Raw genomic sequence first — 14,707 nt, forward strand, 5'->3', positions numbered from 1 at the left:
CGTGACGATCACCATCAGGGCCACGGCCTCCACCACGCGCGGCCGGCTTGCGACGGCGGCCGGCGCGCTCGCCGTCGTGGCGGCCCTGGTGGTGCTGTACTCCGCGTATATCCCGCTCATGAACGACTTCGAGGTCTACTTCTACGGCGGCAGCCGCGTGCTGCAGACCGGGGAGACAGGCGTCAACGAACTGTATGCGATCCGGGACGGGCTGCCGTTCACGTACCCGCCGTTTGCGGCGCTGCTGTTCGCGGCCCTGGCATCCCTCGGCCAGGGCGCCGGCAGCCTGGTGTTCATCGGCGCGGCACTGCTGGGCGCCGCGGTTGTCTCGGCCTGGCTGGCACGGCACTACTTCCGGCTCGGCGGCTGGCGAGACGCCTTTGCGGACTGGCGGTTCCGGGCCGTGGCGCAGGCCGGAACCGCGGCGATCCTGCTGCTGGGACCCTGGCGGGACACCTTCGACTTCGGCCAGATCAACATCATCCTGATGGGCCTGATCCTGGCGGACTTTGCGCTCCACGGAAAGTCGCGGGCGCGGGAGATCCGCTGGCCGGCCGGGCTCCTGATCGGCATCGCGGCCGGCATCAAGCTGACCCCGCTCGCGTTCGGGCTGTATTTCCTGGTCCGGCGGGACTTCAGGGCCCTCGGCTGGATGGCTGCGGGGTTCTTTGGCTCCATCGCCCTGGCCTGGGCGCTGCTGCCCACGGCATCGGTGACGTTCTGGACCAAAATCCTGCCGGACACCGGGCGGATCGGCGGTCCGGCCTACGTCGATAACCTCTCGGTCAAGGGCCTGCTGCTGCACCTGGGACTGCCCGATTCCGGCCTGACCAGCGTGGTGTGGCTCGTGCTGGCCCTGGTCCTGGCCGCGGTCGCGGCGCTCGTCATCCAATGGGCCGTCGCCGCGGAGGAGAACTTCGTGGCCGTGTCCGCCACCGCCGTGCTGATGCTGCTGGTCAGTCCCGTGTCCTGGTCCCACCACTGGGTGTGGATGGCCGTGGCGCTGCCGTGCATGGGATTCGCCATCCACCGTGTCCCGTCCCGGGACGGCAAGATGCGCCTCGCCGGCTGGATCATCGTCGCTTTCTCCGCCATGGCCTTCTACCTGACGCCAAAATACCTTGCCGTCATGGCAGGAGCGCAGGTCTGGGGCAAGGATCCGCAGACCCAATGGCAGCTCATCGCCGCCAGCCTGGGCGTTGTGTGCGGCATGGCGATGCTGGTCTACTGGGCGCTGGCCTACCGGCCGTCCCGCGCCGCGCTGCGCACGACCATCTAGCCGGGGCTGCATCCCGGCGCGAAGACCCCTAGCTTTCTTCAAGAGAGTCAGCTAAAGTCTTCCGCATGGCACTCCGATCAGACTGGTCCCAGCGGAACTGCAGCATGGCCCGCGGCCTCGACATCCTCGGCGACCCGTGGAGCATGCTCGTTCTTCGCGAGGTTTTCTTCGGCAACGGCCGCTTTGAGGCCATGAAGGCCCGCCTGGGCGCGGCCGATTCCGTGCTCACCAAACGGCTCGCGGCACTCGTGGACGCCGGGCTGCTCGCCCGCCGGCCGTACAGCGACGACGGCCGCACCCGGCACGAGTATGTCCTCACCGTCACAGGCGAGGACGCGTTGCCGGTGCTCAACGCCGTCGTTCTCTGGGCCGAAAAGCACCTACCCGCGCCGTCCGAACAGGCGCACATGTATGTCATCCACCGCGGCTGCGGGGAACGCACGTCCGCCGCGGACAGTTGCACCGCCTGCGGGGAGCGGCTGACAGCGGAGAACACCAGCTGGCACAGCCTCAGCCGCACACCGGAGCCCGTGCCCCTGGCCACGGCCCCCTCGGGCGACCGGTCCCGTCCCGCCAAGCAGTCCCGCGCCGCCGCCCAGCAGAAGGGAACCGCCGCATGAGCGCCCCCGAACCCACCCGGCGCACCGCGCCCGCACGCCGCCGGATCCATCCGGCCTGGGTCGTGGCCGCCGTCGCGTTCCTCGCACTCGTCGGCGCCGCAGGTTTCCGGGCAGCGCCCGGCGTGCTGATGGTGCCGCTGCAGAATGAATTCGGCTGGTCCACCACAGTCCTCTCGGCAGCCGTCAGCATCAATCTGGTGCTCTTCGGGCTCACGGCACCGTTCGCCGCCGCCCTCATGGAACGCTTCGGCGTCCGCGCCGTCACCTCCGTTGCCCTCGTGCTGATCGGCGCGGGCAGCGCGCTGACGGTGCTGGTCAACCAGTCGTGGCAGATCCTGTTGACGTGGGGGCTGCTGATCGGGCTGGGGACAGGATCCATGGCACTCGTCTTCGCCGCGACCATCGCCAACACCTGGTTCGCCAAGAGCCGCGGCCTGGTGATCGGGATCCTCACGGCCGGGAGCGCCGCAGGGCAGCTGGTCTTCCTGCCGTTCATCGCTGTCCTGGCCCAGGATCCGGGCTGGAGGCAGGCCTCTTTGCTGATTGCCGCCGGCGCGCTGGCCGTGGTGCCGCTCGTGCTGAAGTTCCTGAAGAACTCACCCGCCGACGTCGGGGTGTTGCCGTACGGGGCGGAGCCCGCCGTTGAAGGGGACGGGGAGCAGCTGACCAATGCGGGGACCGCAGCGGAAAACGTTCCGGAAGCCGCGGAACCCCGCCGCAATGCCGCCGTCCGGGCGCTGCAGGTGCTCAAACGGGCCAGCAAGGTGCGGACATTCTGGGCCCTCGTGGCCGGCTTCGCCATCTGCGGGGCCACCACCAACGGTCTGATCGGCACCCACTTCATCCCCTCCGCCCACGACCACGGGATGACCGAAACCACGGCCGCCGGGCTGCTCGCCGTCGTCGGGATTTTCGACATCCTCGGGACCATCGCGTCGGGCTGGCTCACGGACCGCTTTAATCCGAGGATTCTGCTCGCCGTCTACTACCAGTTCCGCGGGATCGGGCTGCTCGTGCTTCCTTTGCTGCTCAGCGCCACCGTCCAGCCCAGCATGATCGTGTTCGTGGTCATCTACGGCCTGGATTGGGTGGCTACGGTGCCGCCCACTGCCGCCATCTGCCGCCAGGTCTTCGGCGCCGACGGCAGCGTCGTCTTCGGTTGGGTGTTCGCGGCGCACCAGTTCGGTGCAGCCGCGGCCGCCTTGGCGGCCGGAGCCATCCGCGACGCCACCGGCCAGTACACCTACGCCTGGTTCGCCGCGGCGGCCATGTGCACGATCGCCGCAGTGATCAGCGCGACGATCCGCAGGGATGCAAGCAAGCGGGAGGCAGTGCCGGTCCCCGCCTGACCGGGCCTGCCTCTGTAGGATGATTTCTCGAGGAGGGGTTCCAACCTCCTTCTTCGGCGGGCCGCAGCTTGCCCTCGCAGTGAGAAGCAGCAGCCAAGTTTGGGGGAAACCGATGGCAGGGCCCGACGCCGAAGATACCTGTCCGCCAGCTGCCCGGACCGGCACCGACGGGGGCCGGGGGCCAGACCCAACCAGCCGTCCGGCACGGACTCAACCGGCAGGGACCCAACCGGCACGGACCCTTCGGTTCGCCGCGCGGCTGACGGGCTGGGTCCCGACCGCTCATCTGCTGCGGCTTGCGACGTTCCTGGCCCTGGCCGCCGTGGCACTCGCCGTGTTGACATGGCTGGGCGCCTGGTCCAAACAGGGCCTCGACTTCAGCGTCTACTGGCATGGCGGGAAGATTCTCAACGACGCCGGCCCGACGCCGTCGGACCTCTACCGCGGCAATATCGACTGGGCCGGCGGCCCTAAGCTGATGTTCACCTATCCGCCGTTCGCCGCACTGATCTTCAGCCTGCTGGCCCGGCTGCCCGAAAAGGTGGCACTGAACTACTTCAACGCCGCCGGGGCCGTTCTGGCCGTAGCGGTTGCCGTGCGTGGAGTCCGGTACTGGAACGGGCAGGCGGACTGGCGGAGCAGTTACCGGCTCCCGGGCAACCGCTGGGCTGCGGCCGTGATGGTCCTTGCCGTGCTGAACCTGGGGCCGTGGCGCGAAACCCTCGCCTTCGGCCAGGTCAACATCCTGCTAATGGGCCTCGTGGCGGTGGACCTCCTGGCGAACAACCGGCGCTGGGCCCGCGGATTTCCCGGGAGCGGGTTCCTCGTGGGCGTCGCCGCCGGCATCAAGCTCACGCCGCTGGTGTTCGGGCTGTACTTCCTGATGCGGAAGGACTGGCGCGGACTCCTGGGCATGGGCGCCGGATTCGCCGCTACCGTGCTGGCCGGGTGGCTGCTGCGGCCCGCCGAATCCCTGCAGTTCTGGCTGGAGATCCTGCCGGACACTTCAAGGATGGGGGGTGCCGGTTACGTGGACAACCTGTCCCTCAAGGGCGCCCTGCTGCATTTCGGAGTCCCCGAAACGGCCGTCACCGTTCCGTGGCTGCTGTTGAGCATGCTCACCGTGGGGCTGGCCGCGGTGATCATCAGGACCGCCAGCCATCAGGGCGCCCGAATCGTGGCTATTTCCACGACCGCGCTTACCATGCTGCTGATCAGCCCTGTCTCCTGGTCGCACCACTGGGTCTGGATGGCAGCCGTACTTCCGGCGTTTGCCTGGACGCTGCGCGAGACCCCGCAACGGCTCCGGGGCTTGCGGTGGCTCCTGGGCGGTGTGCTGGGCGTCTCCGTCATTGTGTTCTTCTTCTCGCCAAAGACCATCGGCCTGGCGTTCGGCGCGGAGAACCTGGACGTCCAGACACCCGGGCTCTGGATCATGGCCTCCAGTGCCGGCGTGTTCTGCGCCCTGGCCATCATGGTGTGCTGGCTGCTTGCCCTTCGGCACGGCTCCCTTGCCGAGGCCATTGATGCGCAGGAGGTCCAGGGCGCCGAAGGATAGTCAGCGGAACGCGGCCAGCCCGGTGATGTGCTGTCCGAGGATCAGGGTGTGGACCTCATCCGTGCCCTCATAGGTCCGCACCGACTCCAGGTTGGCGGCATGCCGCAGCGGCGAATAGTCCAGGGTGATCCCGTTCCCGCCCAGGATGGTGCGAGCCTCGCGGGCGATCCCGATCGCTTCCCGCACGTTGTTAAGCTTGCCCAGCGAGATCTGCTCGGGGCGGAGCGTGCCCGCGTCCTTGAGCCGTCCCAGCTGGAGCGCCAGAAGCGTGCCCTTCTGGATTTCCAGGAGCATGTTCACCAGTTTCTCCTGCGTCAGCTGGTACCCGGCCAGCGGCCTGCCGAACTGCAGCCGCTCCTGGGAATACTTCAAGGCCGCCTCGTAGGAGTCCCGTGCCGCACCCATGGCTCCCCAGGCGATCCCGTAGCGCGCCTCATTCAGGCAGCTGAACGGGCCCCGCAGCCCCCGGGCGGCCGGGAGCAGTGCCTCAGGACCCAGCCGGACGGCGTCGAAAGTGACATCGCACTGGATGGAGGCGCGCATCGAGAGCTTCTGCCCGATCGGGGCCGCGGTCACTCCCGGAGTGCCGGCGGGGACGAGGAAGCCGTGGACGCCGTCGTCGGTCATCGCCCACACCACCAGCACGTCCGCCACGGACGCCAGCCCGATCCACCGCTTCGCACCGTCCAGGATCCAGCCGGCGCCTTCGCCCGTGCCGTCGCGGCGGGCAAAAGTCTGCATCGACGCGGGGTCGGATCCGGCGGTCGGCTCCGTCAGCGCGAAGCTGCCGATCAGCTCGCCGGCGGCCATCCGGGGAAGCCACTGCTGCTTCTGCTCCTCCGATCCCCACTTATGGATGGCCGTCATGGCCAGGGACCCCTGCACGGAGACGAAGGTGCGGATTCCGGAATCGCCGGCCTCCAGCTCCATCGCTGCCAGTCCGTATTCAACGGCGGAGCGGCCGGGGCAGCCGTAGCCCTCCAGATGCATGCCGAGCACCCCGAGTTCGCCCAGCTCCGGCGCCAGCTCGAGGGGGAACACGCCGGCGTCGTACCAGTCCGCGATCCCCGGGCGGATCCGCTGGTTGGTGAAATCGCGGACCCGCTCCCTGACGGCCAGCTCCTCGGCGCTCAGCAGGGAATCGATCGCCAGGACGTCGGATACATCGGTACTTTCGGCATCGTTGCTCATTCCAGCATCCTAATCGTGCCCGTGGAGCCCGGCCGCGGCGCTCCTTCCCGGTTGCTTCCGGTAGGCCTGCCAGATCCGGCAGGAATCGCCGGTGTCGCACGGACTTTCCGGGTTGACCGACAAAGCAACCGGGGAGGAGCGCGGCCGCGAGGGGGCTTCGGGAGGAGCGCCCGTCCCCGGCAGGCCGGCCGCGGAGCCGCAGGCCTACACTGGTGCCATGGATACCGCATCTGTGCTTGCCGTCTGCCGGGTTCACCAGCTGCTTGAGGATTCGGGCAGCGTGGGCGTGACCGCGATCGACAGACGTTCCGTGGACGGTCCCGTGAGGGTGCACAAGCTGGGCCTTCACGGCGATATCCAGGCGAGCCGGATCCATCACGGCGGCGAAGACCAGGCGCTGTACGCATATTCCCAAGCCGACGCCGATTACTGGGCGGCCGAGCTCGGGCGGGAACTGCCGCCGGGCATCTTCGGGGAGAACCTGCGGATTGCCGGTATTGATGCCTCCGACGCCGTAATCGGGGAGCGCTGGAAGATAGGACTGGACGTCGAGGTGGAAGTGACCTCGCCCCGCATTCCCTGCGCAACGTTCCAGCGGCGCATGGGGGAGCCGCAGTGGGTCAAGAGATTTGGGGACGCCGGGAGGGTGGGCGCCTACCTCCGGGTTGTCCGGACGGGCAGCATCCAGGCCGGTGACCACATCCACCGGATCTTCGTGCCGACCCACGGCGTCACTATCGCCAAATGGTTCACCGATCCCACCCTTGAGGCCATGGAAGCACTCAGGGACGCCGACGCCGACGGCGAAATCCGTCTCCAGCCCGAGTACCACGAGGAATTCGACAGGCTGCAGCGCCGGTTGGGCGCCTAACCCGCCTCGTCCGGCGCGCACAGTTCCGACGGCACAACGCCACATAGCCGCCGACCCGCCGGATCTGGGTGCCTGTGTGCGCAAGCTCACCGCGGTCGCGGGGCCACCGGGTTACCCATGCGCGGATCCATGCCTTACACTTGAAATATCCCCCACTCCGGAAATCCCTTATTTCCTGCCCAATTCTTGAGGCAAGACTGGTAAGTGTTGGGGCCCGCGCAATTGAGATGCGGGCATTTTCATAGGGAGAGCCGGCTAAAGAAAACGCTGTACAGACTGCTGGGATAGCAGCCAAGAGATGCAGCGGGAAGTCCTGCCACGGGATTGCGAAAGCGCCGGGCTTCTATGTGACCGGCCGGTCAAAGTATGCCCGGCACCTTAGTGTCACGCGTACTGCGGCTCCGCTCACCTCGGGTTGTGCCGCTTGGCCCCTATGGATGAGGAAATTTCACCTATGCCCGAAAATCAGAACAACTCCGTCGACACCGAAAACACCCAGGCCGACGTCGAGACTTCTGAAACGGCTGCACCCGCAGCCGGCTCCGCCCCGGAATTCACCGAGGCGCCTGCTAACACCGAGGCTCCGGCCGCTGCCGAGGCTGCCCCGCAGGCCGACACCAAGACGGAACCCAAAACCGAAGCCAAGGCTGTCCCGGCCAAGGACGAGGACGCCAAGGACGAGGACGCCGAAGAAGAAGGCGTCAAGTTCGTTGACCTAGGCATCGACGGCCGTGTCCTGGCCGCCCTGCAGGATGTTGGCTACGAGAAGCCGTCCCCGATTCAGGCAGCAACCATCCCGTTGCTGCTCGAAGGCCGCGACGTCGTGGGCCTGGCCCAGACGGGTACCGGTAAGACTGCAGCATTCGCAGTACCGGCGCTCTCCCGCCTGGCCGAGCTCCACGACCTCAACGGACCGTCACGCAAGACCCAGGCCCTGGTCCTGGCTCCCACCCGTGAGCTGGCCCTCCAGGTTGCCGAAGCTTTCACCTCCTATGCCAAGCACATCGACGACTTCACCGTCCTTCCGGTCTACGGCGGCTCGGCCTACGGTCCCCAGCTGGCCGGCCTGCGCCGCGGCGCCCAGGTTGTCGTCGGTACCCCGGGCCGTGTCATCGACCACATCTCCAAGGGTTCCCTGGACCTGTCCGAGCTCCAGTACCTGGTGCTGGACGAGGCTGACGAGATGCTCCGCATGGGCTTCGCCGAAGACGTGGAGCAGATCTTCCAGCAGACCCCCGCGGGCCGCCAGGTTGCGTTGTTCTCCGCCACGATGCCGAGCCAGATCCGCCGTCTGTCCAAGCAGTACCTGAATAACCCGGCCGAGGTGCAGGTCAAGTCCAAGACCACGACCGGCGCCAACACGCGCCAGCGCTACCTGCAGGTCATGGGCCCGCACAAGCTCGACGCTCTGACCCGCATCCTCGAGGTCGAAGAGTTCGAAGGCGTCATCGCCTTCGTGCGGACCAAAATGGCCACCGAGGATCTCGCCGACAAGCTGCGTTCACGCGGCTTCCAGGCTGCCGCCATCAACGGTGACATCCCGCAGCAGCAGCGTGAGCGCACGGTTGAGGCCCTGCGTGACGGCAAGATCGACATCCTGGTCGCCACCGACGTCGCCGCCCGAGGTCTCGACGTCGAGCGCGTCAGCCACGTGGTCAACTACGACATCCCGCACGACACGGAGTCCTACGTCCACCGCATCGGCCGCACCGGCCGCGCGGGCCGTTCCGGCGACGCGATCCTGTTCATGACGCCGCGGGAGAAGTACCTGCTGCGTTCCATCGAGAAGGCCACGCGCCAGCCGGTGGAGCAGATGCACCTGCCCACCGCCGAGTCGGTCAACACGCTGCGCCTGGGCAAGTTCGCTGAGAAGATCACCGAGACCCTCGCGTCCGAGGACGTGGCAGCCTTCCGCGACCTCATCGCTTCCTACGAGGAAGAGCACAACGTCCCGGCGTCGGAGATCGCTGCCGCACTGGCCGTCATGGCCCAGGGCGGCCAGCCGCTCCTGGTCAAGGAACTGCCCGCAGCTCCTGAATTCCAGAAGCGCGAGCGCGCCAAGGACGGGTTCGGCTCACGCGGGCCGACCCGCACCCTGACCGAGGGCAACGCCACCTACCGGATCGCCGTCGGACGCCGTCAGCGCGTCATGCCGGGCTCCATCGTTGGCGCCATCGCCAACGAGGGCGGCATCTCCTCGGCCCAGATCGGCGGCATCGACATCCGTGCGGACCACTCCCTCGTGGAGCTGCCGGCGGACCTGAGCGCCGACCAGCTGAAGGCTCTGTCCCGCACCCGGATCGGCGGCGAGCTGATCCACCTCGAGCTGGACAACGGCCGCAAGCCTTCGGGCGAACGTGGCAGCTACCAGGGTGGCGGCCAGGGCGGCAGCCGCGGCGGCTACTCCGGCGGCGAGCGTGGCGGCAACTTCAAGGGCAACGGCGGCTTCAAGCGCGAATTCCGCAAGAGCGACGGCGAGCGCGGCGGCTATGCCGGCGGCGGCGAGCGGTCCTCCGCGGACCGTGGCGGACGCTCCTTCAGCGACCGCGCCGAGCGCGGCGTCTCCTCCGACGCGGCCCGCAAGCCGCGCACTGAAGGTGGCTTCAAGCCCCGGAACAAGTGGTAACCACTAGTTCCTAGCTTCTGAGAACGGGCCGGCACCAAGCCGGCCCGTTCTTGTTTAAGTTCGCTTCGTCACACCTTCCGTTCCGGCCCGCCGCCTGTCCAAGGCCGTGGGCGTTTTCTGGCCCGTTTGCGCCCGTCTTTCAGGCGTTTTCACGACGGTTCCGGGGCGTTGTGGGCTGTCTCGTCGCCGATTTGTTGGTGGGCCAATCTTCCGGTAAAGTATTTACTCGTTGCCCCCCTAGCTCAGTGGTAGAGCGCGTTCTTGGTAAGAACGAGGTCACCGGATCGATTCCGGTGGGGGGCTCTGAATGAGGGCCTGTGTCAAGGCGGTTTTTGACCGGCTTCGCGCAGGTTTTCCTCATTTATGGCGGTGTAGCTCAGTTGGTTAGAGCGCACGACTCATAATCGTGAGGTCGGGAGATCGAGCCTCCCCACCGCTACAGAACAGATCCCGCAGGCCCAGCCTGCGGGATCTTTTTTGTCTCCCGGCTACCCGCGTTGAGCTGTCACTCGGCGTCGTTTTGAGCGTCCAGAACGACACCGCCTGATAGCGCAACGTGTGCCGGGGGAGACGTTGCGTGGCCGACGCGCTCGGCCTGCTAGGCCAAGACGGCCGCTCACGTATGATTATCGATTGTTGCCTGCCCTTAGTGGCAGCGCCTGTGCCCGCCGGCCGTTTGGCCGCGCGGATGAGAGTGCGCACACCATGAAGATTGTTTGGAATCGCTGTGCCTTACGACTGAGTTCTTTCTTCAGTCGGGGCGTTGTATGCCGTTCACCGTCCGATGGCTGCGTCGAAAGGAATCATGTCAGTATCGGTTGATCTACCGGACGGCAATCCGGCCTCTCCGTCCCGAACAAGGGCCGGCACGGCACGCCGGCCCGGTTTCAGGACTGATATCCAGGCGTTGAGGGCAGTTGCCGTCGGGCTGGTGGTCCTCAATCACCTTTGGCCCCAGCGTCTCTCCGGCGGTTACGTCGGCGTGGATGTCTTCTTTGTTATTTCCGGTTTCCTGATCACCTCACACCTTGCGAAGGAACTTCGGGCCAGCGGCCGAATACGACTAGCGGCTTTCTACGCCCGCCGTGTCAGGCGCCTCATTCCGGCGGCCTTCTTGGTTCTCATCACGTCTTTGCTGCTCGCCGGGATTCTGCTGCCTTATACGCGGTGGAACGCAACGATCCAGGAAGTTCTCGGAAGTACCTTCTATATTGAGAACTGGTTGTTGGCCGCCAAATCGGTGAACTACTCTGCGATGAACGACTCCGCGACGGTGGCACAGCACTTCTGGTCGCTTTCAGTTGAGGAACAGTTCTACTTGTTGTGGCCGCTCGGGCTGGTGGGCCTCTACGCAGCTGCCCGGAAAATGCGGAGGTCGTCGCAATCGGTTCTCATCGTCGGCATAGGCGTAGCGACCGCAGGCACCCTGATCTGCAGCGTCTACATCACCGCCGTGGCGCCCAGCCAAGCCTATTTCGTGACCCCGGTCCGGGTGTGGGAGTTCGGGATCGGTGCTTTGGTTGCGCTGGCTGGTTCTCAGAGGGCCCTCGCGGAAAGGGTGGGAAACCTCGGCTCGTTGGCCGGGTTCGTCTTAATTCTCGCGAGCGCCGCAGTTTTCGGCCGCAACACGCCATTTCCCGGGTGGACGGCGATGCTGCCGGCGGTGGGAACTGCACTGGTGATTCTCGCCGGGTCGGGCGAAAAGCGGTTGTGGCACAGCCGCATGACGGGGGCAAGGCCGGTCCAGTTCTTGGGGACCATTTCCTATTCACTTTATCTGTGGCATTGGCCGCTCATAGTTGTTGCGCCTTACCTCGCCGGAGCAGACCTGAACACCGGCATCAAGTTCCTGGTGTTGGTCTCCGCGATTGTGGCGGCGTGGCTGACCAAAGTTCTCGTCGAAGACAAGTGGATTGAACGGAGGGCGAGCGACGGGCGAACCGGCCCGATCTTCCTCCGTCTGGGTGCGGGCATGGTCGCCGTGTCATTGGTCGCAATGGGACTGGGCGTGCTGGGGGTTCAAAAGGCTGACAATGCCAGTGCGCTGGCGGAGAGACTGGCAGCCAACCCATGCCACGGGCCCTCAGTGGTGGATCGCGTGGACGACTGCGGCAATCCGTTCACTGGGCCTGTCGCGTTGCCCGATATGGGGCCACCGAACTCCTACGCACAGTTCCCGGACGAATGTCCGACCAATGACAACACCCTCAAGGACGGACTCTCGGGCCACCCTGCCTCGTGCGACCTCTCGGGCGGCGACCCCAAGGCCGAGACGGTCTGGCTCGTGGGGGACTCTCACGCGCAGCAATGGCAGACAGCCATATTCGAAGTTGCCAAGGAACGCCACTGGAAGCTGAAATGGAGCTACTTTGGGGGGTGCCCGGTTGTTGATGCTCCGTACCGCGGTTATGAAGGTCAAGTCGCCGAGCCGGCCAAGAAGGCAAGCTGCGAAATATGGAGTCAAACTGTGGCGACCGCAGTTGAGCGGGACAGGCCCAGCAAAGTTTTCGTCGGCACGTTCGCCTCCGCGGAACAGATCGACGACGCAAGCGGACGGTCCCAGCTGGTCCAATACGCGGAGGGGTTCTCCAAGTATTGGAAGCGCTGGCTCGAAGCGGGCGCCGTCGTATTGCCAATTTTCGATCCCCCGCAGAACGGGGCCGTCCGCAGCGCCGACTGTCTCGCCATCCATGCTGCGGATCCGGTGAACTGCGCTGTTGCCAAGGACAAAGCACTTCCGCCGGACCCGCTTCTGGCCGCCGTTCAGAAACTTAACAATCCCAAGGTGCGTCCTGTGGATCTGCATGGGTATTTTTGCGACGACCTCAAGTGCTACTCCGCCGTCGGCGGAGTCTCCGTGTACTACGACGCCGATCACCTGAACAGGGAGGTCATCCGGGGGCTCACTCCGGCGTTTGCCAAGCAAGTCGGCTGAACTGCGGGCTTGTCGGGTTCGGCGTGGGAGAGAATGGGTCCATGACGCGAATCGCAATCATTGGCGGCCACGGCAAAGTGGCTTTAAAACTGTCCAGGACGCTCACGGAGGACGGCCAGGACGTCACGTCCTTCATCCGAAACCCGGACCAGGCGGCCGACGTCGCGGCCACCGGCGCCACCCCGGCTGTTCTCGACGTCGAAAACTCGACGACGGCGGAGCTCGCCGATGCCCTGCGGAACCACGACGCCGTCGTGTGGTCCGCCGGTGCCGGCGGCGGCAGCCCCGAGCGGACCTACGCCGTGGACCGGGACGCCGCCATCCGCTCCATGGATGCCGCGGCTGAGGCCGGCGTCGGTCGCTACGTCATGGTCTCTTACTTTGGCGCCGGGCCGGACCATGGAGTGCCTGCGGACAACGGCTTCTTCGCCTATGCCGAGGCCAAGGCTGCCGCGGACGCCTACCTGCGTGCGACCGATCTTCACTGGACGATCCTCGGACCCGGTGCGCTGACGGACGGGCCCGGCAACGGAATGATCGACGTGGACCCGGCGGACCCCTCGGCCGGCACCGGCACGGCGCGGGCCAACGTAGCCCTTGTTGCCGCCGCGGTACTCGGGCTTCCGGAAACCATCGGGCGCACCATCGAGTTCAGGGACGGCACCCTGCCGCTTGCGGCAGCCCTGCAGCAGGGATAGCCCGCCATATGGACCAGCTGGCACTCATTGTTGGGCTGCTGCTTGCCACGGTAGTGGCCGTGGGTGCGGGGGACAGGCTGCGGCTGCCGTACCCGGTGCTGATGCTGATTCTGGCCGCTTCGCTGACCTTTATTCCAGGCTTCCCTGAGATCGAGATTCCGCCCGAACTGATCCTTCCCATCTTCCTTCCGCCGCTGCTCTTCGCCACGGCGCAGCGCAGCTCATGGGCCGTGTTCCGGGTCCGCTGGCGCACCCTCCTGATGCTCGCCGTCGCACTGGTGGTCATCTCGACCGCGGTGGTGGCCGGCGCTGCCTGGCTCATGATCCCGGGTATCGGCGTCCCGGCGGCGATCGCGCTCGGCGCCATGGTGGCCCCGCCGGATCCGGTGGCCGTGGACTCCATCGCGGGCCGCGTCCACATGCCCCGGCGCCTCATCAACGTGCTGCAGAGCGAGGGCCTCTTCAACGACGCTGCTGCCATTGTGATCTTCCAGGCGGCAGTAGCCGCCACCGTGTCGGGCACCAGGATCGCCTCCGACGTCGTCTTCCAGTTCGTTCTGGGGGCGGCGATTGCGGTGCTCGTAGGCATCGGCATGGGCTGGCTTACGAACCTGATCACGCGGCTGGTGACGTCAATGGTGGCCCGCAGCGCCGTCACCCTCGTGGTGCCGTTCGCCGCCTACATCCTTGCCGAAGAGATGCACGCCTCGGGCGTGATCGCCGTCGTCGTGACCGCACTGGAGATGCAGCGCCACTCCCGGCCGCAGGACGCCGCCGAGAGGGTGACCCGCACCGCCTTCTGGGACGTGGTGGAACTGCTGATAACAGGGCTGGCGTTCGGGCTCGTGGGGCTGGAAGTCCGGCGGGTGATCCGCGAGGAAGGCAGCGCCGTCGTCGGCATGGTCGGGGCCGCCGTCGTGGTCTGCGGGCTCGTGTTCGCCGTGCGCTTCGGGTGGCTGGCTTTGATGTCCGGCCTGTCGCGGGCCCGGAAGGACGTCCTGCGCCCCACATCCGCCAAGGAGGTCCTGGTTCTTACCTGGTGCGGAATGCGGGGCCTCGCCACGCTGGCGTTGGCGCTGGCACTCCCGCTGACCCTGGCGGACGGAACGCCTTTCCCGGCCCGCAGCGAATTGCTGGTGATCGCCTGCGCGGTCCTGCTGGCCACCCTTGTCCTGCCGGGCCTGACGCTGCCTTGGCTGATGCGCGTCCTGAAGGCTTCCGAGGACGGCTCGGAGGAGCGCGATGCTGCTCGGCTCCTGGCCCGCCGCGCCCAGCAGGCGGCGATCGCGGCGCTCAAGGACGACGAACTCATGAAGGAGCTGCCGCCGGAAAAGGTGGCGCTGGTCAAGGAGAAGATGACCCGGCTGCACGCCGAACTGCTGGACGGCAGCCTCAAGAACGAAAGCGTGGGGGAGAAGCGCAGGCGCGGCCGTGAACTCGCCATAGCCGTTCAGACGATCGCGCTGGACGCGGCCCGGCAGGAAGTGCTGGGGGCACGGAACGAACCGGGCATGGACCCCGAGGTTGCGGACCGGGTGCTGCGGCAGCTGGACCTGCGCACCATGATCATGCCGGAGTGA

General features: G+C 66.6%; 10 protein-coding genes and 2 tRNA genes. 11 read left to right on the forward strand and 1 reads right to left on the reverse strand.

Translation table 11 applies throughout. From position 1 onward, the window contains the following. The first annotated feature begins 1 nt into the window (after position 1). The 4 genes from AC1DES_RS01785 (at position 2) to AC1DES_RS01800 (ending at position 4,806) form a co-directional block, all read left to right on the forward strand. A complete protein-coding gene (locus AC1DES_RS01785; protein WP_476893970.1) occupies positions 2 to 1,279 on the forward strand; it encodes a glycosyltransferase family 87 protein in 1,278 nt (425 codons plus the stop codon). 65 nt (positions 1,280 to 1,344) lie between these two features. Next, entirely contained in the window at positions 1,345 to 1,899 is a 555-nt protein-coding gene (locus AC1DES_RS01790) for a winged helix-turn-helix transcriptional regulator (protein ID WP_476893971.1), read from the forward strand. Beyond that, positions 1,896 to 3,248 (forward strand): MFS transporter, encoded by a 1,353-nt coding sequence (locus AC1DES_RS01795; RefSeq protein WP_476893972.1) that lies wholly within the window; start codon positions 1,896 to 1,898, stop codon positions 3,246 to 3,248. Before AC1DES_RS01790 ends, AC1DES_RS01795 begins: the two co-directional genes overlap by 4 nt. A 112-nt stretch (positions 3,249 to 3,360) precedes the next feature. After that, positions 3,361 to 4,806, forward strand: coding sequence for a glycosyltransferase 87 family protein (locus tag AC1DES_RS01800; RefSeq protein WP_476893973.1), 1,446 nt, complete (start codon positions 3,361 to 3,363; stop codon positions 4,804 to 4,806). Here the strand turns inward: AC1DES_RS01800 and AC1DES_RS01805 are convergent, their stop codons facing one another. Next, positions 4,807 to 5,997 (reverse strand): acyl-CoA dehydrogenase family protein, encoded by a 1,191-nt coding sequence (locus AC1DES_RS01805; RefSeq protein ID WP_476893974.1) that lies wholly within the window; start codon positions 5,995 to 5,997, stop codon positions 4,807 to 4,809. It abuts the gene before it with no gap. 217 nt (positions 5,998 to 6,214) lie between these two features. Here AC1DES_RS01805 and AC1DES_RS01810 point away from each other — a divergent pair, with 217 nt between their 5' ends. From AC1DES_RS01810 to AC1DES_RS01840, 7 genes are all read left to right on the forward strand, one after another. Continuing rightward, the gene (locus AC1DES_RS01810; protein WP_476893975.1) at positions 6,215 to 6,868 is read left to right on the forward strand and encodes an MOSC domain-containing protein; all 654 of its coding nucleotides are present in this window, start codon (positions 6,215 to 6,217) and stop codon (positions 6,866 to 6,868) included. A 454-nt stretch (positions 6,869 to 7,322) separates the two neighbouring features. Then, entirely contained in the window at positions 7,323 to 9,494 is a 2,172-nt protein-coding gene (locus tag AC1DES_RS01815; RefSeq protein ID WP_476893976.1) for a DEAD/DEAH box helicase, read from the forward strand. A 231-nt stretch (positions 9,495 to 9,725) separates the two neighbouring features. Further along, positions 9,726 to 9,797: transfer RNA gene (locus tag AC1DES_RS01820), tRNA-Thr, on the forward strand. A 62-nt stretch (positions 9,798 to 9,859) separates the two neighbouring features. After that, positions 9,860 to 9,933 (forward strand) — tRNA-Met (locus AC1DES_RS01825). Positions 9,934 to 10,299: 366 nt separating this feature from the next. Beyond that, positions 10,300 to 12,429: an acyltransferase family protein gene (locus tag AC1DES_RS01830; protein ID WP_476893977.1), complete on the forward strand. Its 2,130-nt coding sequence runs from the start codon at positions 10,300 to 10,302 to the stop codon at positions 12,427 to 12,429. A 41-nt stretch (positions 12,430 to 12,470) separates the two neighbouring features. After that, the gene (locus tag AC1DES_RS01835; protein ID WP_476893978.1) at positions 12,471 to 13,127 is read left to right on the forward strand and encodes an NAD(P)H-binding protein; all 657 of its coding nucleotides are present in this window, start codon (positions 12,471 to 12,473) and stop codon (positions 13,125 to 13,127) included. 8 nt (positions 13,128 to 13,135) lie between these two features. Continuing rightward, on the forward strand, positions 13,136 to 14,707 hold the full coding sequence (locus AC1DES_RS01840) for a Na+/H+ antiporter (protein ID WP_476893979.1): 1,572 nt from the start codon (positions 13,136 to 13,138) through the stop codon (positions 14,705 to 14,707).

It is taken from the genome of Arthrobacter sp. 05T442, assembly GCF_056395945.1.